Raw genomic sequence first — 21139 nt, 5'->3', positions numbered from 1 at the left:
CGCAATCCTCACTCCCCTCCACCGTCATGAGCACCATCACACACAAACTCGCAGGAAAAACCGCGCTCGTCACGGGCGCCTCCAAGGGCATCGGCGCCGCCATCGCCCGCCACCTCGCCGCCGCCGGCGCGACTGTTGTCGTCAATTACGCCTCCAGCCGTGAAGCGGCCGAGCGGGTCGTTTCGACCATCACCGCCGCCGGCGGCAAAGCCATCGCCATGCAGGCCGATGTATCGAAAAAACCGGACATCGATCGTCTCTTCGCCGAAGCCAAAGCCGCGTTCGGACGGATCGACATCCTTGTCAACAACGCCGGCATTTTCGACTTCGCTCCGCTTGCGGAGGTCACCGAAACGCACTTCCACCGGCAGTTCGACCTCAACGTCCTCGGCCTCCTGCTCGCTTCGCAGCAAGCCGCGGCGCAATTCGAGCCCGAAGCCGGCGGGGTCATCATCAATATCAGTTCGCTCGTGAGCACGGCCGCCCCCGCCGGCGCTTCGGTTTACAGCGCGACCAAGGCCGCGGTGGATGCGATCTCCCGATCACTCGCAAAGGAGCTTGGCCCGCGTCGCATCCGGGTAAATTCGCTCAATCCCGGCATGGTCGAGACGGAAGGGTTTCACGCAGCCGGCTTCGAGGGTTCCGATTTCCAGAAGGACGTCGTCTCCCGGACTCCGCTCGGCCGCATCGGTCAACCCGACGATATCGGCCGGGTGGCCGTGTTTCTCGCTTCGGACGACTCCGGCTGGGTCACGGGGCAAAGCCTGCCCGTCTCCGGCGGCTCCAGTTGAAGCCGGCGCGCCTCACCGAGATGTTCCGGCGATGCGGCGCGTTCGCGATAGCTGCGCAGCCTGCCCGCCTGCTCCAGCCAGACCCTCGCATCGGCTTGGCGTGCCGCCCGGGCCTCCGCCACATTGGCAAGATGTTCCGGTCTCTGAACGCGCACGGTTTTCAATGCGGCCAGTTCCGGGTCAATGCCTTCGCCGTCGTCCGCGGAGTTTGGCGCCACGAGGCCGGCGTTTTTTTTATCAAGTTCAAATGAAGAAATGGCCAGATCTGCCGTTTAGAGCTCCTCACAAAAAGGAGATCGGCGCCGGCATTATCATCTTCGCGCCGCGATAGGGTTTGCCCCCTACCCCAGCGCCTCGGCCAGCGCCGCGATGATTTCATCGACCGGCTCGGCACCGACGGACAGGCGCAGCAGGTCGGCCGGCAGCCCCGCGCGGCGCAGCGTCTCGCGCCCCGATTCGCTCGTCACGAGATCGTAGTGCGCGAGGTAGATGAACGGCGAAATGAGCGAATTGTTCATCCCGAAACTCGCGCCTTTCGGCAGGCGCACGCGGTCGTAGAATCCGTCCAGCGGCCCGTCGATGGTGAACGACACCATCCCGCCCACCGCGTCCGGCGCGCGCGCCAGTTTCAGATAGTTGTCGCGCGAACCCGGATGCAGCGACCAGTAAACTTCGCGCACGCGCGGATGTTTTTCCAAAAACTCCACCACGGCGGGCGTCGAGCGGTTGATTTTTTCGATGAGCGGAGCGTAGCCGGAAATTTGTTCCGCGAGGCGCCCGAGATCGCGCGAATAGAGCGGCTCCAGCCGGCCCGGCACCTCGCGCCGGAAGGTCTCCGCCCACGGCGACGCCGGGTTGACGACCACGGCGCCCGCGATCACGTCGCCCTCGCACGCGGCGAATTTCGTGAGGCTGTTCGCCGCCAGGTCGGCGTGCGGCAGCACGTCGATGTTGAGCGGCGAGGCGATGGTGGGATCGACGATGAACACCGCGCCATGCGCGCGGCAGAGCGCGCAAACGGCGGCAAGATCGGGCGTCTGGATGAGCGGGTTGGTCGGCACCTCGGTGATGACACCCGCGATCTCGCCGCCGTGCTCCGCGAAGAGCCGCTCGAGCGCGCGCAGGTCAAACACGTCGCTTTGGAAATGATAATCGCGCGCCGGCTCCCGCGTGAATTTTTGCAGGATGGCGATGGTGTCGAGATAGAGCCAGCCAAGCTGCACCCAGCGCGTCCGCCCGCGCGCGCGCTGCACGGCGTCGGCGGCGCTGAACGCGGCGTGCACGGCGTTCATGCCGCTGTTCGTCAAAAAGACATCCCCGGCCGGATCGGCGCCAAAGGCGCGCGCCACGACGCCCTTCACACGGGCCGGCGCATAGCCGTCGAACACCTCCTCTTCCTGCCGCCCGGCGAGCAATCCGGCGCGCCACAGATAATCCTCCGCCTCGCGCGACGAGAGCAGCGTGCCCGTATGCTGGAGAAACGTCTTCGCCCGCGCGAAGGTGTCCGGATCGGCCGGAAACGCCACGCCGCCCAGATGTTCGTGCGTGATCACGCGCGCCGGCGCCGGCGCGAGCCACGCGCGCAACGCCTCGGCGGCGCGCAGCGACGAGGTCAGCCAGATCTGATGGTCCTTCAGCCCGAGCGCGTCGGCGGCATGCTCCGCCGCCCGCCGCAGGTAGGGATGCTGCACAAACCGCGGGTAGCCGCCGTGCATGTGCAGCACCACGCCGGGGTCCTTGGTCTCGTAGCCGATGACCGCCCGCATGGTCGGCAGGCTGCATGAGACGCCATGGATGCTGGCGGGAATGCGCTGGCCGAGCGGAATATGTGCGAGTGCGGACATGGTTGTGAGTGAAGGATGAAAAAGGCCGACAGCGTGCGCGGGCCGCGCATTCTTGGCAACGCCGGTGTTGAAACTCTTCGCGAGGACGTTGAACATCGGCGACATGAAACTTGTTTCCTGGAACGTCAACGGCGTCCGCGCCGCGCTCAAGAAAGGCCTGCACGACTACATGGAGGGCGCGGATGCCGACGTGTTCTGCCTCCAGGAAACCAAGGCGCACCCCGGCGACGTGCAGCATGTGTCGTGGAAATTTGGATACGAGGCGTTCTGGAACAGCGCGGTGAAGCGCGGCTACAGCGGCACGGTCGTCTTCACCCGCGTGCCGCCGCTGCGCGTGACCAACGGCATCGGCGCCGGCGGGCACGACAGCGAGGGCCGCGTGATCACGCTGGAGTTCCCGGATTTCTGGCTGGTCAATGTTTACCAGCCCAACTCCCAGCGCGGGCTCACGCGGCTCGACTACCGCACGCGCGAATGGGACCCGGCCTTTCTCGCGTATTTGAAAAAACTGGAAAAGAAGGGGAAGCCGGTCGTGTTCTGCGGCGACCTGAATGTGGCGCACAAGGAGATCGACCTGAAAAACCCGAAAAGCAACCGCCGCAACGCCGGCTTCACCGACGAGGAGCGGGAGAATTTCACCCGGCTGCTCGAGAGCGGTTTCGTGGACACGTTTCGCGAGTTCGAGCCCGGTCCCGACCACTACACGTGGTGGAGCCAGATGAGCGACTGCCGCGCCCGCAACATCGGGTGGCGCGTCGATTATTTCGTGGCCAGCCAGTCCTTCCTCCCCGCGCTCAAACGCGCCTGGATCAGTCCCGGTGTGATGGGCAGCGACCATTGCCCGGTCGGACTGGAAATCAAAATCTAGCGCGGTTTCAAACCCGGCGTCACTTGCCCGGCGCATCCGAACCCCTGCGCGCCAGCCGCCGGATGATCGCGTGATGCCGCGGATGCGCCGCCAGCAACTCCGCTTGGTCCGCAAGCTCGAAATCCTCAAACTCAAATCCGGGCGAGACCATGCAACTCACCAGCGCGAACGCCCCGACGGCGTCAACGGTCGCGCCAAACACCGCGCCTTTCGGCACGCACGCCTGCAAGACCTCGCCGTGCTCCGGCTCCGGGCCAAGGCGAATGTGATCGTAGCCGCCGGGCGTCAGGCAATGCACCGTCAGCGCGGCCCCCGCGTGGAAATACCAGACTTCGTCGGACTTGAGCCGGTGAAAACGCGATGGGTTTTCGTTGGTGAGCAGAAAATAGATGCTGGTATAGCACACCCGTTCACGTCCATCGGGAAGGTTGATCCGGTCCCGGGAGCGCAACATTTCGCGGTAATAACCGCCCTCGGGATGAGGAAGGAGCCCCAGCGCCTCGATCCAGTCCTTCGCCGTCCGGGTCATGCCCTGCGCCGTCGTTTGCATCATGATATTTCAGGAAATTTCCAAAGAATTTCTTTTAACCGCGAAGGACGCGAAGAGAGCGAGGATTGGCAAAAATAAAACCGCGGAAATCTGATCAATTGAGGACCATGATTGCAGGATCTCCAGCTTCGCGCCCTTCGCGTCCTTCGTGGTTGATTTCAGGTTCCTCTTTCAGCGTGCCCGCGCCGCCCGGTCATGCCGCCGCAAGCACGTCCGCGACGAGTTTCTCGATGCCGGCGGCGACGTGTCTGATGGTCGGCCCGAGCATGTAGGCGGGGGTGGAAAAGATTTTGCGCGACCTGTCGGCCACCACCGCCTCGACGGGACACTCCACGTGCCTCGCCCCCATCGCCTCGATGGCGGCCGCGGTGTCGCGATCGTTGCCGATGGTCACCTGCACGCCGTGCGCGCCGAACACCTTCGCCGCGATCACCGGCGCGATGCACGCAAAGCCGATCGGCTTGCCCGCATCATGCGCCTCCGTGAGCAGGCGGGCCAGCACGGGATTCACGGTCATTTCGGCGCCCGCCGTCGCAAAATCGCACAGGTTTTTCGCCGCGCCGAAACCGCCCGGCAGGACGATCGCGTCCACTTCGTCCACCCGCAACGCCGCCAGTTCCGCGATGTCCCCGCGCGCGATGCGGGCCGACTCTTCCAGCACATTGCGCCGGGCGCCCTCGGCGACCTTGCCGTCGGCATGATTGACCACGTGCATCTGCGCGACATCGGGCGCAAAGCACCTTGCCTCCGCCCCGGCCCGGTCAATGGCCAGCAAGGTGATCACGGACTCTTGGATTTCGGCACCATCAAAAACGCCGCATCCGGAAAGAATAACAGCCACTTTTTTCATAAATATCGGAAGGGTTTGTCAGCGCCTATTACAATCACCACTGCCGCCCCGGCACAAGCCCGGGAATCCCGTCACCGCCGGGGCTCCATCCCCAAGGAAGACCTGCCGCATGCCGCAATCCGCCTCCAACCAGGCACATGCCGGCCTCATATGTCTTTTTCCCAGCGCTCGGTTGACTTTGATTCCCATTCTCACACACTCGCTCGCTTTTAATTTCCATTCATTTTTTTCGATTTATTTTTGATGCCCGCCAACGCCTCTTCTCTCGTCCGCCGCATGCCGCTCACCGCCTTGCCCATCGGGGCATCGGGACGAGTCTGCGAACTCTCCGGCCAAGCCGAATTTTGCCAGCGCCTGCGCGAAATGGGTGTTTGCGAATCCGTGGTCATCGAAAAGATCTCCGGCCGCGGCACCCTGCTCTGCCAGCTTTGCAACACCCGCATCGCGCTGAGCGACCGCGCCGCCCAACACATCGTCGTCGAGATCATGTAGGATCCGAAGAAGCGGAAAAGCCGAAGGCGGGCAGCCAGCCGCGCGCCTTTATCGCGCCACCTCGACTACTCATCGCACCTCCCGACTTTCCCAGCCTTTACCATGATGCAAAACCTCACCGAACTCGCCTTTGGCGCCAGCGCGATTGTGCGCGATCTCCCGAAGCAGGGCACCGCGTTCCTCCGCCTCCGCGAAATGGGCCTGCTGCCCGGCACAAAAATCACCTTCCTGCGCGCCGCGCCCCTCGGCGATCCCCTCGAAATCAAAGTCCGCGGTTACAACCTCACCCTCCGCAAAAGCGAAGCCGAGCATGTGATGGTGGAGTCGGCGGTTCAGCCGCCGGCAGTTTAAGTCGCAAGTTTAAGTTTAAGACTCAAACCACCGCATCCCGCTTCCACTTCCAACTTAACCCGGCCGCGCAGCGGCCCCGTCCATGTCCCGCCAACCCGTCTTCGCCCTCGTCGGCAATCCCAACTGTGGCAAAAGCACGCTCTTCAACGCCCTCACCGGCCTGAAACAAAAAATCGGCAACTACCCGGGCGTCACCGTTGAGAAAAAAACCGGCACCGCCTACACGCAGCACGGGCATCCGCTCACCCTCATCGACCTCCCCGGCACCTATTCGCTCGCCGCCCGTTCCCCCGACGAGGCCGTCACCCGCGACGTGCTCCTCGGCCGCCGCGCCGACACTCCCCTGCCCGACCGCGTGCTCTGCATCGTCGATGCCACCAACCTCGAGCGAAACCTCTACCTCGTCCACCAAGTCCTCGACCTCGGCCGCCCGGTCGTCCTTGTCCTCAACATGATGGACCTCGCCGCGCAAGCCGGCATCGATGTCCGCGCCGCCCGCCTCGAAAAAGAACTCGGCGTCCCCGTCATCCCCTGCGAGGCCGTCAACGGCAAGGGCCTCGTCGAGCTCAAGCTCGCCATGAGCCGCCCGGAACCCGCGCTTTCCCGTCACGCCTGGGACGTGCCCGCCGCCATCGCCCCCGCCGTCGCCGAGCTTCAGTCCTCGCTCACCGACGCCGATGCCAAGCCCCCGCTCATCGCGCGCGCCGAGGCGCTCCTGCTGCTCACCGATCCCAACGCCGTCCGCGTCGCCGGCTCCACTCCGCTCAGCGACCGCACCGCCTCCATCCTCGCCACCTGGAAACAACGCTGGGAAATGGAAGGCACCGACTGGTCCGGCATCCTTGTCAACAGCCGCTACGACGCCATCGCCCGCCTCACCGAAGGCGTCATCGTCCAGCACAAACAACGCCCCAGCGCCGCCTCCATCCAGCAGCGCAGCGACCGCATCGACGCCGTGCTCACCCATCCCGTCCTCGGCTGGCTCGCCCTCGGCGCGATCATGACCGCGCTTTTCCTCTCCATCTTTCTCTTCGCCGGTTATCCCATGGGCCTCATCGAAAGCCTTCAGGATGCCGCCACGCAGGCCGTCCAGTCGCGCATGGCCGAAGGCGACCTGCGCGACCTCATCACCGACGGCGTCATCGCCGGCGTCGGCAGCGTGATCGTCTTTCTCCCCCAGATCCTGATCCTGTTTTTTTTCATCGGCCTCCTCGAAAGCACCGGCTACATGGCCCGCGTCGCCTTCATCATGGACCGGCTCATGGCCAAGGTCGGACTCAACGGCAAAGCCTTCATCCCGCTCCTCAGTTCCTACGCGTGCGCGATTCCCGGCATCATGGCCACGCGCACCATGGAAAACTCGAAGGACCGCCTCGTCACCATTCTCATCGCGCCCTTCATGAGCTGCTCCGCGCGCCTTCCCGTTTACCTGCTCATGATCGCCATGCTCGTGCCCGGCTCGACCTTCAGCGACGCGCTCCTGAAAGTCGGCATCATGGTCGGCCTCTACGCACTCGGCACCACCGGCGCGTTCGGCTTCGCCTGGCTCTTCAAGCGCACCCTCATCAAGGGCGAGCCCTCGCTCATGATCATGGAACTGCCGCCCTACCGCCTGCCGCGCCTCGGCGAGGTCGTCCGCCAGATGGCCGAGCGCGGCTGGATGTTCCTGCGCCGGGCCGGCACCACCATCCTGGGCATCTCGATCGTCCTCTGGTTCCTCGCCGCGTATCCAAAAATCAATGACAGCGGCGCCGCCGGCGGCGAAGTGACAAGTGGCAAGTATCAAGTGGCAAGTGAAGCGGGGGCCGCATCCCAAGGGGCAAAGCCCAAGGAAATACCAAACGCCCAAAACGCAAACGGAGCCGCCTCGTCCCCCGCCACCTCCGCCGAGCGGCAGCTCGAGCAAAGTTTCGCCGGCATGGCGGGCCGCGCCATCGAGCCCATTATTGAGCCGCTCGGCTTCGACTGGCGCATCGGCATCGGCATCATCGGCTCGCTCGCCGCGCGCGAGGTTTTCATCAGCACGATGGGCACGGTCTTCAGCATCGAAAACGCCGACGAGGAGCCCGAAACCCTGCGCGACGCCTTTGCCAGGGCCGCCTGGCCCGACGGACGTCCGCTTTTCACCCCGCTCGTTTGCGTGACGCTGCTTGTCTTCTATGTTTTCGCGATGCAATGCCTCGCCACGCTCGCGGTCGTGCGCCGCGAAACCAACTCCCTCCGCTGGCCCGCCTTCCAGCTCGCCTACATGACCGGCACCGCCTGGGTCGTCTGCCTCGTCATCCATCAAGGCGGCCGCCTGCTGGGATTCTGAAGAAAAGTGACAAGTAGCAGGTAACAAGTGACAAGAACCACGCGCTCCGCCCCTCCCTCTTGATACTTGCCACTTGTTACTTCCTTAAACTCTCCCCATGCCGCCCGAAATCCAAACCATCGCCGCCCTCGTCATCGTGGCCGTCGCTGCGACCTGGCTGATTGTCCGTTTTTTCAGAAAAGACAAATCCGCCTGCGGCCACGACTGCGGCTGTCCCTCCGTCAGCATCAAGGCGAAGCTGAAGCGCTGAGCGGCTCGGCCAGCAGGTTCTTGATTTCGGTTTCGAGATTCGCGTCCAGCGGCAACTTGCGGGGAATCCCGTGTTTGTCGACCAGCCAGTAGCCCGGAACCGCGGGCAGATGGCCCATCCATGAATGGATTTTCGGCATGCCTTTTTCGCTATATTGAGGCCAGCGAAACCCATGCGATGCGGCGAAAGCCTTCGCTGCATCGTCGTCACGAGCAAAGGTCACGCCGATCACGCGAAACACCGGCGGGGCCTTGGGGCCGGGCTCGCCGTAGGCCGCCTCCAGACCCCGCAAGGAAGGAATGGCGTCGATGCAATTGCGCGCCCACGTGTTGGCAAAAACAATCAGGATCACCGCGCCGCGCATTTGGGACACATCCACGGCGCGCCCATCCACAGCGGTGAACGAAAAATCCAGCGGGCGCGCAAACAAGGTTTGCCCTTCCAGCCACGCCCTGGCCCGCGCGCCCGCCATCGTGCCCGGATAATCGACCAGCTCCCTCGCGATGTTCACCGCCGCCTCCTTGGGCATATGGGCCAGCATTCCGAAGAGCCTGTCCACGACCACGGCCTCGCCTTTCTTGCCGTGAAATTCCGACAGCCATTTCTGGTGCGCAAAAATCGCCTCCAGCGTCGGCGCGGCATCGGACGGATAACGCAACGCCAGCAATTCCCGCATCGCCGCCGCGCGGATTGGGGAAGGCGTGTCCGGCTCGCCCGCGAGCGACGCCAGCGCCTGCTCGCTCCCGCCGTCCGGTTCCGCGCCATCGCCGCCGTCGGACGGCTGGTGCGGTTTTCCGGAACGCGCCAGCGCCAGCCGCGCGTCCCACACACGCGCGTCGCCGGGATGCTGTTTGGAAAACAGCCGCAGCAACACCGCCTGCCGCTCCAGCAAATCCACGGAGGTGTCGCCCTCGCGCCCGGGGCCGATGCGGTTGCGCGTCTTCCACTCCTGATAAAACGCCCACCATTCGCCCGCCGTCCGGAAAGCCGCGCACTCGCGCGCGAACCGCTGCTCGATCCCCTTTTCCCGCTCCGCCAGCAAGGCCTTGCGCAAAGGCAGCGGAGGCTTTTCGGGACGCAGGCTCGGCAGATCGGCATTGGTTACCTCCGGCTGGCCGAATTGCCGCGACGCGACGTGCTGGACCAGCACGAGGCTCAATGGATCCATTCGGATCATCCCCGCTCTCAGCGCTCTCCGGTATGGGCCTTTTTGTTTTCGCAGGCAATGCACCAGCATTTGGTTTGCCTCCCGGGCTTGGTCCCCGCCGAGAAACTTGATCAACTCCTCCGTGTCCATGCCCGCCTGTCTGGCGACAATCCATTGGAATATCGGCCACCCTTGGACCTTGGACAAATGGTCGAACGCATTTCTGTAATCGGGAGAGTGCCGATTCCTCAAAGCGGCCCAGAGCGCGACATAGCCATCGATGTTTTTTGCTTCGGTCATGCCAGCCGCGACGATCTCGGCGGCGGCTTGTTTTGCGTCCTCCATATTCTGATCGGCGACAGCCAGCAGGAAGGCAAGCATCGCGCGGTGCTTCGCGTTTTCCCGGCCCAAAAGGGGCAAATACCGCCGGACCCCGTCCAGGTCATTCTCCACCAACGCCAGCGCGGCAACTCCCATGACAAGCTCATAAAACTGGGGATCGTCATCCAACATCGGCCGCGCTTCCTCGAAGAAACGCCGCATGGGCTGAAATGCGTTTATTTCCAGACAAACGCCGAAAAAATTCCGCGCCATTGCCATGTCCGGGGCCATCCAGAACACACACTCCTGCATTTTCAAAAACTCTGCATCGGGCCGCTCCCGGAGTTCGGCGAGTCGGGACGCCTCCAGCACGGGATCCCCCTCGGCCATGCTCGCGGAAAGCATCCGGACAATTTCCTGAAACTTGTCTCCAAGTATCGCCTTCGCCGCAGGCCGCCCCAAGAGAGCGAGCAGCAGCACCCTGTCCATCACCATTCCGCCCTCGGCATGAATCCGCTCAAAAAATTCCGGCGCGATTGCATTGTCGCCAATGGTTTCCGTATGCGCGAGCGCCACCCACTTCATGTGCATCGGCATCAGCCAGCCGCGCCTGCCCATGCGTCGGGTCCGCTCCACGTTAAACGTTTTGTCCGGCGATTCCGGCACACCGAACACCCGGCCCGCCGGCGCGAAAAGCAGCGTCTCCGCCATGTGCTCGATGCGCTGCAAACGATCCAGATTTGCAACCTCCGGGATTTCCCGCGACCAGCGTTCTGTTTGAAAAAACGGCCCCAATTCCGGAGCGTGCTCAAGCATCTGGTCCCGCAACACGGTTTTGGCCTGCGGAAATGGAATCATCCGCCATCGCATTCTTGATTGCACGCCGCACATCTCCCAGCCGAAGCACAACAAGTCCCGCGTGCTCACGACCGCCACCGGCTCCAGCCGGCCCTCGCCCTCCCGATAACCCAGACGAATCAACGGGGCCGACTTGCGAAAACCGGGCGACACTTGGTCAAGCATGTGCCGGGCATCGAATCCGCTCTTGGTCGCCTCAAACGCATTGCGCACCCGCTCCATAATCATCGCGCCATCCAGTTTTGGCGGCAGCAATGCCTCCTTTATCGCCTCGTCGAGCCCTGAGATTCGACCGCGCTCCGCATCCGAAAGCTGACGCATCGTCCTGAGCCAGTCAGCCCGCGCCGCATCCGCCCATAATAACAAAACCCAATGCTGGACCTGCGGCCCGGCCGTCAGACCGATGAGATCGTGCAGATCGAGCAACTGCGGCAACTGCGCGTTGTCACGGCCGTAAAGCAGTTCCGCAGCCTGCGTCAGCGCGAACGGATGCTCGCCGAGCCTGACCGCGTGCCCCAGCAACGCCGCGCCCTTCGCCGGCGATTCGTGGCGCGCCGCCTGCAACAGCGTCTCGCGCCGCTCATTCGGCCCAAGGACAAACTGCCACCACTCCCGCGCCCCGCGCGCTTCCCCGGGCAGCGATTGCGCGATGTCATCGCCGGGGCGCCGCCCCGCGCGGACATTCAACTCCATCCGCAGCGCCTGCTCCTCGCGCTGCGCAAGCTTCAAGACCACCGCCCACCGCAAATCGCCCGCCAGCGACATCTCGCCGCCCTCGGCCGCCTCCTCCGCCAGCGCCAGCCAGGCCGCCCCGCGCGCCGCAAGCGTGGAGTCCAGCGTGAGCATGCCTCCGACCGACGGCACCGTGGACGCCAGCAGTTCGCCCGCGAGCCGCGCCGCCGCGCCCGCGTCCCGGTGATTTTTCTTCAGCGCACCATCGCTCATCGCCTCCCGCAGCGTCGCCATTCGCGACGCCTGCATTTGCCAGAGCCCCTCCCAAAACGCCGTCTCCAAGTCCGTCTCCGATGTCCTTTCAAACGCCGCCCACGGCTGCGCGCGCAACTGCCGCGCGATATTGCGATAAAAATCCGGCCCGCCCAGCAGCAACGCCGCCCGGTAGCTCACCTTAACCTCGCGCCACACGCCGCCGTTTTCACCGAGCCAGCGCAAGGTCCACTCCGCCGCCCCGTCCTCCGCGCAATCCAAATCGTAGGTCACCTCGGCGATGCCCGCGCCATGCGCCGCGTTTTCCCTCCAGGCCAGCACCCGCGCCAGCTCGACCGGAAACACGCGCTGCACCGGATCGTGGTAATTCGTCTCCGGCGCATACCACTGCGCAAAAACATCCGGCGCGCACCACGCGCAAACAAACAAGGCCATCCGCGTGGCAAAACGGGAAAAACGGGGTTTCATAAAGCTCTCGCAACCAATAACGATCCCCCTGCCGGGCGCACGCACAAAAAAAGCGCGGGCCATGCCCGGCGGGGCTCTTGGGAAACCCCCCGCCAGATCGACCGATGCGCCGCATCGCGAACGATTTCATCGTTGACAAATGTAAACGGTTTTATGTTTACAGCTGTAGATGAAATCAAAATTACCCAGCATCTCCGGGGCGGAATGGGAAGTCATGAAAGTGATCTGGAAGTCCGGCCCCTGCACGGCCCAAGTCGTGATTGACGCGCTCTCCGGCCCCAATGAATGGACGGTCTCGACCATCAAGACATTGCTCGGCCGTCTTCTCGCCAAAGGCGCGCTCAGCCACGAAAAAAACGGCAAGGCCTTTGTTTACGCCGCCGTCCACGGAGAAGCGGACTATCGGGCGGCCGAAGCCGACTCGTTTCTCGACCGCTTTTTCGACGGCGCCCTTTCGCCCTTGTTCGCGCACTTCGCCAGCACGCGCAAGCTGCGCAAGCGGGACATCGACGAGATCGAGCAGATCTTGCGCGCCAGCAAACGAAAACCATGAGTCTTCTGTTCACCCTCACCCTGCGTGGCACACTCCTGTTCGCCGTTGTGTGGCTGCTGGAAATCACGCTTCGCCCAAAAATGCGTGCCGCAGGCCGCCGCTTGTGGTGGATGCTTGTGCCGGTGGGTTTTCTTTTGCCAGTGGGTTTCACCGTGTCGGATCCCGTTGCCCGCCCATTGATTGCCGCCGCGGGGCGCGCCGTCGAATTTCTGCAAAATCCCGGGGCCTTTTTGATGACAAATCCCGCAGCCTCGCACCACTTCGCGCTGGCGGGCGTCTTCAGCCGTCCGGAGGTTCTCGTGACAGTCATTTGGCTGCTTGGCGTCGTTCTGTATCTCGGGATTGCCGTCGTTCGCACACTCATTGCCAGCCGGTGCTGGGCGCATTTGCGTTTGTGCACCGATCCCGCGCTGCTCGACTTGCTGGAAGACTGCAAAGCATGCGCGGGCGTGACCGCGCCGATCGGCGTGGTCGTGTCCGAACGCATCCCCGCTCCGGCGCTTCTCGGCTGGCTGCGTCCAAGAATATTGCTGCCGGCTTCGCTCGCGTCCGCCTTGTCGCCTGAAAACCTCCGCGTCCTGTTCCTGCACGAGCTCGCCCATTTTCGCGCCTTTGATATTCCCCTGCATTGGCTGCATACGCTCGCGCGCGCCGTGCACTGGTTCAACCCGTTTGTCCATCTTTCCGCGCGCAGGTGGCTGCGCTTTCGCGAGGAGGCCGCCGATGAGCGCGCCATCGGATGGCTGCAAGAGCCCGGCCGCGCCGACGCCTACAGCGCGACGCTTCTGCGCGTGCTGAAGCTCGGCCATCCCTTTCCCGTCTCCCTCGGCGCCCTCGCACTTGGGGAATCCATCAAAAACCTGAAACAACGCATGATTATGATTACGAATTATACCAAACGCACTCCGCATTCCGTGCTCGCCGTGCTGGCGGCGCTCGTCCTTGCAACTGGCGCCAGTTTCCTGCCTGCGCGCGCGCAGCCGGCCGCGGAACCGGCATCGCCCGCCATCCCGGCCATGAAAGCCTGGCTCGCCGGCATCGACGCCGGCAAATACGCGCAATCATGGGACGATGCCGCGACTTTTTTCAAAAAAACGCTCCCTCGCGAAACATGGGAAGCCGCGTTAAAAAACAACCGCGCGCCCCTCGGTGCCTTGAAATCGCGGCAAGCGTTCATGGCACAGGAATTGACCGAAATCCCGGCTCCGGATGGCTCAAGGATGAAAGGCGAATACGCCGTTGTTATATTCAACGCTTCCTTTGCAAATGCGCCCTCGATTATTGAAACCGTGACTTTTGAAAAGGAATCCGACGGTGCATGGCGCGCCGTGGGTTATTTTATCAGGCCAAGGCCGTGACAAGCGCCAGATGGATAAAGACGACTTGCATGATTGCCCATAACCGCGTCGCGCGCAAAAAAAACGGGCGGGCAACGTCCGCCTGCTTTCGCAAAACCAACCTCCGCGTGCTTTTTCAGGTCCCGTAAAGCCGGTCGCCGAAATCGCCCAGGCCGGGCAGGATGTATTTCCGGTCGTTCAACGCCCGGTCAAGCGCGCCGGCGATGATCGGCACATCGGGGTGTTTCTCCTCGACCGCGCGCACGCCCTCGGGCGCGGCGACGACGTTGAGCATGCGGATTTCACTGCCGCCGCGCTGCTTGATCACGTCGATGGCCTGCACCGCCGAGCCGCCCGTGGCCAGCATCGGATCGACCAGCAGCACCCGCGTCCCCTCCAGCGGAGGCAGCTTGCAATAATAGCTGCGCGCACGCGCCGTCGCATGGTCGCGCTCCAGCCCGATGTAGCCAATGCTCACGTCGGGGAACAAATCCACGATGATCTCCACCATGCCGAGCCCCGCGCGGAGAATCGGCACCAGCACGAGCGGACGGTCGAGCACGCGCCCCTTGCAGGTTTCGAGCGGCGTTTCGATCGAGACCTCTCGCGTGGCCAGATCGCGCGTGGCCTCCAGCGCAAGCATCACGGAAACGTGATGGCACAGACGGCGAAAAGTGGCGGGCTTGGTGGTCTTGTCGCGCAGATGCGTGAGCACGTGCAACGCGAGCGGATGATCGAGGGTTTTCAACATGGGAGAAAAAGCTTGCTCAAAAAGCGGCCCATTTGAGCCGCCCTTTCAACAGGAAAATATGCGCCGCCGTCAAAAACACGATGACGCCGGCCATCGACAGAAACGCCAGCGGCACCTGCCAGGCGCGCGGTGCCTGCGTCGCCACGATAACCAGCAGCGGCTGGAGGATGAACGGCGTGTGGTAGATATAAATCGTCCCCGACGCCTGTCCGATTATCTCCAGCGGACGGAATCTCACCTTCGAGATCAACGCCGCGCTGAACAACACGATCCAGAACACGCAATGAAACGCATCCATGCGGCCCGCCGCCCAAGCCCCCGCGGCCAGCGCCGCCGCCGTCCCGCCCAGCCAAGCCACCCAGCCCGGGCGCGCCGCCATCGTGTATCCGAGCAGATAAATCCCCACGCACTCCGCCAGGCGGTGCCACGGCAAGATCGGCCGCCCCGGCAGCAACTCATAAAAACCCGGAGTCAGGAAGGCCGTGGCAATCAACACGCAAGCCAGCGGGAAAACCCACTCCACGCGATTCCGCGACACCGCCAGGAATCCTGCCGCCGACACCGTCACCAGAAACAGCAGCGGCAGAAAATACAACTGCTCTCCCACCCCGCCCGGCGAGCATGTGAGCGTGGCAAACCATTTTTTCCACCACGGCTGCGACGTGCCCAGCGCGTCGGACAGCAATCCGGTGCCCACGAGCTGGGTGTAAACCACCGAGTAGACCAGTGCGATGATGACAAACGGAATGAGCAGCCGCCGCGCCCGTGCGGTGATGAACGGCCAGAACGACGCATCCGGTTTTCGCGCGCGGGAAAGCGCGTGCAGGTAGCCCGACGCGCAAAAGAACATCGTGATCGGCTGGCCGAGGATGAGCCCGAGCATGGCGATTTCGCCGCGCTCCGGTTCGGGAAAACGCCGGTTTGCGATGTGGTGCGCGACCACCCCGATGATTGCGATGCCCTTGGCAATCAGAACCGAGTAATTTTTGTCCATGTGCGAAGCCGTCCGCGCAAGCGCCGGAAACCGGCCGGCATCACGGACGAGGAATCCGGCTGAAGGTGCGCGGCCTCGACATTCCAGCAAGTCCCGCTCCAAGTTTTGCAACTGACTCACGATCTGTTTACGCGGTTAAAAACTCCCGTGGATCGGCCGGCCGGAAAAATTTGTCTTGAGGCCCTGAGATTTTTCCTTCCCGTTAACCACCCGCGATTGACGGCAAAAGCCGTTCATCCGCGCAAAGCCTGACAAGGGCGCGGTAGCCAAGTGGTAAGGCCGAGGTCTGCAAAACCTCTATGCGCCGGTTCGATTCCGGCCCGCGCCTCCAATTTTTCTCCTCTGAAAATGGAGGGAAGAGGAGCTTCGATGCCAAAAAATTTTTGGCATCCGTTGGGAGAAACAAAATCCCGCTTATTTGGCCAAGGGTGGGTAGCCCTAGAAAACCACCCTCAATAACGCAAATAACCCGACCAGATGGTTTGGCGGCTTTTCTCGTGCGGGCGGTGGTTTTGGGCCATGTGAATGCGAAATGGCATCAGGCACTATCAGCGCCGACCAAAACAAAGAAGCCCTCCGGTCAACCTCGCTTTGCTGAAAACACACACATCAATGCGAGTAAACGGAGGGCCACCCTGACTTAATGAACTAAAACAACAACGTCATGACTCTCAGCGCACCACCGAAAAAACTTCAATGCACAGGCATCACGCCGGCTTTCTTTCACGGTTGATTAACGAAAATCGAAGCCGCCGCCTCATCTTAACGCAAAACACCTTCTGAAGCAGCCAAGAGACTGGTTCGACCATGCGTGTCCCAAGCACACGCGGCCAACCGGCATTGGCATGGGTCATCATCAGCCAGCCGATTTCACCAAATGAGGCTTGGCCAACGAAAGCGCCATATCGCGGCTACAGCATAATCTTTATGCCTTTGCGGAAGTAGGTGGGCACGTCGAGATCCTGACCTTCGAAAAGGTTACGATCGGTCTTTTCGAAGGCACCCCGATTCGCCTCCTCGGTGAATCCAAATTCATTCTGCTCGGCGGGCGGTACCGAGGGTGCCGAAACCTTCCTTTTTCCCGGCCCCGCCAAGGATTGACCGAGGAGATCGTCGAGCCCCGGAAGCACGCCGCCCGGGGCGGCCGTTTTTTTGGAGACCGACGGCTGCATGAGTTCGGGGCGCTCAATGCCAGTCCTGCGGGAAGGAGGACGCACCATGCGCGTGCCGACATCGGTCGTGCCGATGACGCAGACTTCGATGCGGCTTTGCATGGCCTCGTCGATCACCGCGCCCCAGATGATGTGCGACTCGCGGCTGACGAACTTCTCGCTGACGGCGGTCATGATCTCGTTCACCTTGGGCAGCGTAAGGTCGGTGCCGCCGATGATGTTGACGAGCAGGCGGTCGGCTTTCCTAGAAAATTCCGGCGCATGCAGCAGCGGGCAGGCATTCAGGCTGTCAATCGCGTCCTGCGCGGCGTTTTCGCCCGCGCCGCTGCCGAGGCCAAAGAGGGTTTTCCCGCAGGGCCGGATGAAGGCGCGCTGGAGGGTCGCGTAATCGAGATTGATGAGCCCGGTGCGGTTCATCATCGCCCAGATGGCGCGCACACCGCGTCCGATCCACTGGTCGGCGTTGGCGAGCGAGTCGAGCACGCCTTCGCCATCGCCGGCCTCCTGGAGCAGCATGTCGTTGGGCAGCGGAATCACGGCGTCGCAGACTTTCCGCAAGGCGATGAGCCCTTCCTCGGCCTGCTTGCCGCGGCGGCCGCCCTCGAAACTGAAGGGCATGGTGACAAAAGCGATGACGATGGCGCCGGCCTCGGTCGCCACCTCGGCCACGATGGGGGCCGCGCCGCTGCCGGTGCCGCCGCCCATGCCGGCGACGAGAAACACGAGGTCGCAGTCCTTCACCACGGCGGCGATTTTTTCCCGGTCGGCTTCCGCCGCCTCGCGCCCGAGTTCGGGATCGCCGCCCGCGCCAAGTCCGCGCGTGATGCCGCGGCCGATGAGTACCTTGTCCTGCACGGGCGAGGAGGAGAGCGCCTGATAGTCGGTGTTGATGACGGCCATCTGGAGACGGTCGAGGTTCTCCATTTTCAGGCGGTCGACGGCATTGGAGCCGGCCCCGCCGATGCCGACGAGTTTGATCGCGATGTCGCGGTCGGTGAGGATTTCGGTGGTGAGGGGAAGTTCGTCCATGCTCATGGCGCTTGTGTGGTTCAGGCTCCGGCAAAAAGCTTCTGCCACCAGCCGGTCTTCCTGCGGCGACCGGGCGCGGCGGCGGCCGCGGTGGTGGAATTCAATCCAAAATAAAGCAATCCGAGCACCGTCGCGTAACCGGGATCGCGGAGCTGCTCGTTGATGTAACCGGGGAACTCGCCGATGCGCGCCGGCAGGCCGAAGACCGCCGCGGCGGCATCAGCGATGCCGGGAAGCTGCGAGGTGCCGCCGGTGATCACGACACCGGACACGGCCTGGTCGGCCGAAAACGCCGGGCCGAGCGCCTTTTTCACCACCTCGAAGATCTCGGCGACGCGCAGCGAGGTGATGAGCTCGATGGAATTTTTCGGGAGCGGGCGGTCGCCGATGGCGAAATCGCCGTTGAGCCAGACTTTTTCGTTTTTGTCGCGCGTGGCGATGACGCCGCGCCCGAAGCGTGTCTTCATTTTCTCGGCCTGCCCCTCGGTCAGGCGCAGGCCGATGCAAAGGTCGTTGGTGATGTGCAGCCCGCCGACGGGAATGACGCCGGTCATGCAGGCGCGCCCGGCGCGATAGAAAACATAGTCGGTCGTGCCCGCCCCGATGTCGATGGCGATAACGCCGGTCTGGCGCTCCTCGGGCGAGGTCACCATGGTGCCGGAGGCGAGGCTGGAGAGGATGAGTTCGCTGACCTGAAGGTTGAAGCCGCGGATGACGTTGATGTTGTTGGCGAGGCGCTCCTGGTTGCCGTGCACCGTCCAGTAACCGACCTTGAGCACGCGGCCCTTGAGGTTTTCCGCATCGGGCACGATGCAGCCGTCGAGGAGAAACGGGCGCTGGATGTTGTGCACGAGCATGCGCCCGGCGGGCAGATCGCGCCCGGTGGCGGATTCGCAGACGTTGTCGATGTCCATCTGCGTGACCATGTTGTCGGCGCGCTGCACGTTGACGGACGCCTCGTTGTAAAAGCCCTCCAGATGCCCGCCGGTTTGCGCGAGGAAAACGCTGTCGATGCGCAGGCCGCCCGCGCTCGACTCGGCGTCGAGGATGGCCGCGTGCGTGGCATCGCTCGCCGCGCGCAAATCGACCACGTCGCCTTTCACGACGCCGTGCGACTGGCACTCGCCCTTGCCGATGATGCTGAGCGAGCGCCCGCGGGAAAGCTCGCCGATGAGGACGCTGATTTTGGATGAACCGATTTCGATGGCTCCGATGGTCTGGATCTTGGAACTCACGGGTGGATGCGGGCGAAGGTTGAAAAACTAGGGTTGGAAAACATATCCCTCCCCCGCGCGCGCCGGCGCCGGGGAGCGGCGCGCCTGGCCGGGAACCAGCGGGGCCGCGCCGTAGGTGACGGGGATCTGCGTGCCGCTCACGGTGCGGCCGACGGAGAGGTCGACAATCTTGATCGGGCCGATGCCGGACTGCGCGCGCGACTCGTCCACGATGAAGTCGAGCTGGGCGACCTGCTTGAAGAAATCGTCGCGCGTGCCGAAAATCAGCGTCTCCACGTCGGCGGAGCGCACCACCAGCACGCCGTCGGGCGCGAGGCGGGCGAGCGAGATCGAATGCCAGCGCGAAAACAGCGCCGGGATGTAGGCGCGCGCGGTGCCGATGAGGTTGGAGACGGTCTCCATGCCCTCGACCGGCGCGAAACCATTGCCGTTTTCCACGCGGCGCAGGCGCACGTCGGCGAGATACGGCAGCGACGAGACCAGCGCGTCCGGGTAGTTGATTCCTGAATACACGGTGCCGATGCGGTCCACCAGAAACGTCTCGGGTGCGCCGCCCGGTTCGCGCGCCACGATGCGGGCGACCGGATCGCGCTCCTCGATCACCACGGAAAGCGTGTCGGGAAAATTGCGCGCGAGCACGGCGGCGCGCACCTGCCCGGTCGCGAGCAGCCGGTCGCGCAACAAAAACAAATCCAGCGCCATCATGCCGGTGCCGGGCGGAATCGCGAGCGTCCGCTCGGCCCAGGCGCGGTCGAGCACGCCGTTGGTCTGGAATGCGATGGTCTTGAGCGGCTCGCCCTGCGCGGGCGCCTTGATGCGCGCCGGGTTTGACTCCCACATGCGGTAAAGCTCGAAACCCGCCCACGCCGCGGTGCAAAGGATGGCGATGCAACCGACCGTCCTGAGCGTGGAGAAAGCGCGGCGCTTGCGGCCCGCCGGGGCCATCACCCGGTGCGGGAGCGGATCGCGCACGAGGTCCTCCCACGATGCGGGACGAGGCCTGATGGTTTTTCCGGGTGGTGCTTTCATGCGCTTTTTTGCTGTTCCCGCGCCGTCAGAAAACGCCGCATCGCGGGCGAAACCAGTTCCCGGACCAAGGCGGTGAAATCCAGTCCCGCGCAACGCGCGCTCATTGGCAGCAGGCTGGTCTCCTTCATACCGGGCAGCGTGTTTATTTCCAGCAGAAACAATTCGTTTTCCGCCGATAATATGAAATCGACGCGCGCATAATCGCGGCAGCCGCACGCGGCGAACGCCGTCCCGGCGGCCTCCTGCGCGGCGCGCGTGGCCGCGTCGCCGATCGGGGCGGGCGCGAGATACTCGGTCGCGCCCTTGGTGTATTTGCTCGCGTAGTCATACACGCCGGAGCGCGGACGGATTTCCACCACGCCCATCGCGCGGCCGTTCAACACGCCGACGGACAACTCCCGCCCGACGATGCGGCGCTCGATGATCCAGCCGCAATTCGTCGTCACCTCCGCCAGTGCGGCCTCCAGTTGCGCGCGGCCCGAGATGAGGTGCAGCCCGACGCTGCTGCCTTCGCTGTTCGGCTTGAGCACGAGCTGGCCGCCGAGTTGCGCGATGACCTCCGTGGCGGAGGGTTTGCGGTCGGACGGGAATGCGATGCCCGGCGGCACGCGCACGCCCTGCCTCGCCACTGCGTGCTTGGTGCCGGACTTGTCCATCGTGAGCTCGCTCGCCGTCGCGCCGCAGCCCGCGTAAAACACACCCGCTTCGTCGAGCAGGCGCTGCATTCCGCCATCCTCGCCAAAGGTGCCGTGCAAAGTGGAAAACACCACGTGCCGCGCCGGATCGAGCCCGGCGGGCAGCGCGTTGGAGTCGATCTGGAAAAACTCCGTGGCGAAGTTTTTCGCCAGCGCCTCCGCGCAGGCCGCGCCGGAGCCGAGCGAAACCTCGCGCTCGGAGGAAGTGCCTCCGGCAAAAACAGCGATGGTGGGATGCGTGGTCACGGGCGCACCCTCCATTTCATGATCTTTCTTCTTTCCTCTTTATCTTTCT

General features: G+C 63.6%; 18 protein-coding genes and 1 tRNA gene. 9 read left to right on the top strand and 10 right to left on the bottom strand.

Going from position 1 to position 21139, the window contains the following annotated elements; translation table 11 throughout:
- The first annotated feature begins 26 nt into the window (after nt 1-26).
- Nucleotides 27-791 (top strand): SDR family NAD(P)-dependent oxidoreductase, encoded by a 765-nt coding sequence (locus OH491_RS23310; protein ID WP_068768817.1) that lies wholly within the window; start codon nt 27-29, stop codon nt 789-791.
- 341 nt (nt 792-1132) lie between these two features.
- On the opposite strand, the gene OH491_RS23305 is transcribed toward OH491_RS23310, so the two are convergent.
- Nucleotides 1133-2635: a PLP-dependent transferase gene (locus OH491_RS23305; RefSeq protein WP_068769754.1), complete on the bottom strand. Its 1503-nt coding sequence runs from the start codon at nt 2633-2635 to the stop codon at nt 1133-1135.
- A gap of 103 nt (nt 2636-2738) precedes the next feature.
- On the opposite strand from OH491_RS23305, the gene OH491_RS23300 reads away from it, so the two are divergent.
- A complete protein-coding gene (locus tag OH491_RS23300; RefSeq protein ID WP_068769755.1) occupies nt 2739-3503 on the top strand; it encodes an exodeoxyribonuclease III in 765 nt (254 codons plus the stop codon).
- 19 nt (nt 3504-3522) lie between these two features.
- Here OH491_RS23300 and OH491_RS23295 read toward each other — a convergent pair whose 3' ends face one another.
- Nucleotides 3523-4032, bottom strand: coding sequence for a cupin domain-containing protein (locus OH491_RS23295; RefSeq protein ID WP_068769756.1), 510 nt, complete (start codon nt 4030-4032; stop codon nt 3523-3525).
- A 214-nt stretch (nt 4033-4246) separates the two neighbouring features.
- The gene (gene elbB / locus OH491_RS23290; protein WP_068768818.1) at nt 4247-4903 is read right to left on the bottom strand and encodes an isoprenoid biosynthesis glyoxalase ElbB; all 657 of its coding nucleotides are present in this window, start codon (nt 4901-4903) and stop codon (nt 4247-4249) included.
- Between the two features lie 243 nt (nt 4904-5146).
- Between elbB and OH491_RS23285 the strand changes: the two genes are divergently transcribed.
- The 4 genes from OH491_RS23285 (at nt 5147) to OH491_RS23270 (ending at nt 8310) form a co-directional block, all read left to right on the top strand.
- Nucleotides 5147-5395, top strand: a complete 249-nt coding sequence (locus tag OH491_RS23285) for a FeoA family protein (protein ID WP_068768819.1) — start codon at nt 5147-5149, stop codon at nt 5393-5395.
- 102 nt (nt 5396-5497) lie between these two features.
- Nucleotides 5498-5746, top strand: coding sequence for a FeoA family protein (locus OH491_RS23280; protein ID WP_068768820.1), 249 nt, complete (start codon nt 5498-5500; stop codon nt 5744-5746).
- Nucleotides 5747-5828: 82 nt separating this feature from the next.
- The gene (gene feoB, locus OH491_RS23275) at nt 5829-8060 is read left to right on the top strand and encodes a ferrous iron transport protein B (protein WP_068768821.1); all 2232 of its coding nucleotides are present in this window, start codon (nt 5829-5831) and stop codon (nt 8058-8060) included.
- A gap of 97 nt (nt 8061-8157) precedes the next feature.
- Nucleotides 8158-8310 (top strand): FeoB-associated Cys-rich membrane protein, encoded by a 153-nt coding sequence (locus OH491_RS23270; protein WP_084441831.1) that lies wholly within the window; start codon nt 8158-8160, stop codon nt 8308-8310.
- On the opposite strand, the gene OH491_RS23265 is transcribed toward OH491_RS23270, so the two are convergent.
- Entirely contained in the window at nt 8288-11743 is a 3456-nt protein-coding gene (locus OH491_RS23265; RefSeq protein ID WP_342750726.1) for a hypothetical protein, read from the bottom strand. The two genes, OH491_RS23270 and OH491_RS23265, sit on opposite strands and share 23 nt — an antisense overlap.
- A gap of 475 nt (nt 11744-12218) precedes the next feature.
- Between OH491_RS23265 and OH491_RS23260 the strand changes: the two genes are divergently transcribed.
- Both OH491_RS23260 and OH491_RS23255 read left to right on the top strand, forming a co-directional pair.
- Nucleotides 12219-12602, top strand: coding sequence for a BlaI/MecI/CopY family transcriptional regulator (locus tag OH491_RS23260; protein WP_068768823.1), 384 nt, complete (start codon nt 12219-12221; stop codon nt 12600-12602).
- Nucleotides 12599-13960: a M56 family metallopeptidase gene (locus OH491_RS23255; RefSeq protein ID WP_084441832.1), complete on the top strand. Its 1362-nt coding sequence runs from the start codon at nt 12599-12601 to the stop codon at nt 13958-13960. The genes OH491_RS23260 and OH491_RS23255 overlap by 4 nt, the downstream gene beginning before the upstream one ends.
- Before the next feature lie 115 nt (nt 13961-14075).
- On the opposite strand, the gene upp is transcribed toward OH491_RS23255, so the two are convergent.
- Entirely contained in the window at nt 14076-14690 is a 615-nt protein-coding gene (gene upp / locus OH491_RS23250; protein ID WP_068768824.1) for a uracil phosphoribosyltransferase, read from the bottom strand.
- Nucleotides 14691-14706: 16 nt separating this feature from the next.
- Nucleotides 14707-15684, bottom strand: coding sequence for an acyltransferase family protein (locus tag OH491_RS23245; RefSeq protein WP_068768825.1), 978 nt, complete (start codon nt 15682-15684; stop codon nt 14707-14709).
- Between the two features lie 256 nt (nt 15685-15940).
- Between OH491_RS23245 and OH491_RS23240 the strand changes: the two genes are divergently transcribed.
- Nucleotides 15941-16015 (top strand) — tRNA-Cys (locus OH491_RS23240).
- Nucleotides 16016-16595: 580 nt separating this feature from the next.
- Here the strand turns inward: OH491_RS23240 and ftsZ are convergent.
- The 4 genes from ftsZ to OH491_RS23220 are packed head-to-tail and all read right to left on the bottom strand — an operon-like array spanning nt 16596 to nt 21105.
- A complete protein-coding gene (ftsZ, locus tag OH491_RS23235; protein WP_342750725.1) occupies nt 16596-17885 on the bottom strand; it encodes a cell division protein FtsZ in 1290 nt (429 codons plus the stop codon).
- A gap of 20 nt (nt 17886-17905) precedes the next feature.
- The gene (gene ftsA, locus OH491_RS23230) at nt 17906-19120 is read right to left on the bottom strand and encodes a cell division protein FtsA (RefSeq protein ID WP_068768827.1); all 1215 of its coding nucleotides are present in this window, start codon (nt 19118-19120) and stop codon (nt 17906-17908) included.
- A gap of 27 nt (nt 19121-19147) precedes the next feature.
- On the bottom strand, nt 19148-20149 hold the full coding sequence (locus tag OH491_RS23225) for a cell division protein FtsQ/DivIB (protein WP_068768828.1): 1002 nt from the start codon (nt 20147-20149) through the stop codon (nt 19148-19150).
- A complete protein-coding gene (locus OH491_RS23220; protein ID WP_084441833.1) occupies nt 20146-21105 on the bottom strand; it encodes a D-alanine--D-alanine ligase family protein in 960 nt (319 codons plus the stop codon). The genes OH491_RS23225 and OH491_RS23220 overlap by 4 nt, the downstream gene beginning before the upstream one ends.
- Between the last annotated feature and the right edge of the window lie 34 nt (nt 21106-21139).

This window comes from Termitidicoccus mucosus (assembly GCF_038725785.1).
In the GTDB taxonomy this organism is placed as follows: Bacteria; Verrucomicrobiota; Verrucomicrobiia; order Opitutales; family Opitutaceae; genus Termitidicoccus; species Termitidicoccus mucosus.
The sequence above is the reverse complement of the archived record's forward strand: the minus strand, read 5'-3'. Positions and strand labels throughout refer to the sequence as shown.

Coding starts and splice junctions, on each gene's coding strand:
- OH491_RS23245 (WP_068768825.1), bottom strand. CDS start 15,684: ATGGACAAAAATTACTCGGTTCTGATTGCCAAGGGCATCGCAATCATC.
- OH491_RS23260 (WP_068768823.1), top strand. CDS start 12,219: ATGAAATCAAAATTACCCAGCATCTCCGGGGCGGAATGGGAAGTCATG.
- OH491_RS23285 (WP_068768819.1), top strand. CDS start 5,147: ATGCCCGCCAACGCCTCTTCTCTCGTCCGCCGCATGCCGCTCACCGCC.
- OH491_RS23280 (WP_068768820.1), top strand. CDS start 5,498: ATGATGCAAAACCTCACCGAACTCGCCTTTGGCGCCAGCGCGATTGTG.
- OH491_RS23300 (WP_068769755.1), top strand. CDS start 2,739: ATGAAACTTGTTTCCTGGAACGTCAACGGCGTCCGCGCCGCGCTCAAG.
- OH491_RS23310 (WP_068768817.1), top strand. CDS start 27: ATGAGCACCATCACACACAAACTCGCAGGAAAAACCGCGCTCGTCACG.
- OH491_RS23220 (WP_084441833.1), bottom strand. CDS start 21,105: ATGGAGGGTGCGCCCGTGACCACGCATCCCACCATCGCTGTTTTTGCC.
- OH491_RS23305 (WP_068769754.1), bottom strand. CDS start 2,635: ATGTCCGCACTCGCACATATTCCGCTCGGCCAGCGCATTCCCGCCAGC.
- OH491_RS23255 (WP_084441832.1), top strand. CDS start 12,599: ATGAGTCTTCTGTTCACCCTCACCCTGCGTGGCACACTCCTGTTCGCC.
- OH491_RS23225 (WP_068768828.1), bottom strand. CDS start 20,149: ATGAAAGCACCACCCGGAAAAACCATCAGGCCTCGTCCCGCATCGTGG.
- ftsZ (WP_342750725.1), bottom strand. CDS start 17,885: ATGGACGAACTTCCCCTCACCACCGAAATCCTCACCGACCGCGACATC.
- OH491_RS23270 (WP_084441831.1), top strand. CDS start 8,158: ATGCCGCCCGAAATCCAAACCATCGCCGCCCTCGTCATCGTGGCCGTC.
- feoB (WP_068768821.1), top strand. CDS start 5,829: ATGTCCCGCCAACCCGTCTTCGCCCTCGTCGGCAATCCCAACTGTGGC.
- upp (WP_068768824.1), bottom strand. CDS start 14,690: ATGTTGAAAACCCTCGATCATCCGCTCGCGTTGCACGTGCTCACGCAT.
- OH491_RS23295 (WP_068769756.1), bottom strand. CDS start 4,032: ATGACCCGGACGGCGAAGGACTGGATCGAGGCGCTGGGGCTCCTTCCT.
- elbB (WP_068768818.1), bottom strand. CDS start 4,903: ATGAAAAAAGTGGCTGTTATTCTTTCCGGATGCGGCGTTTTTGATGGT.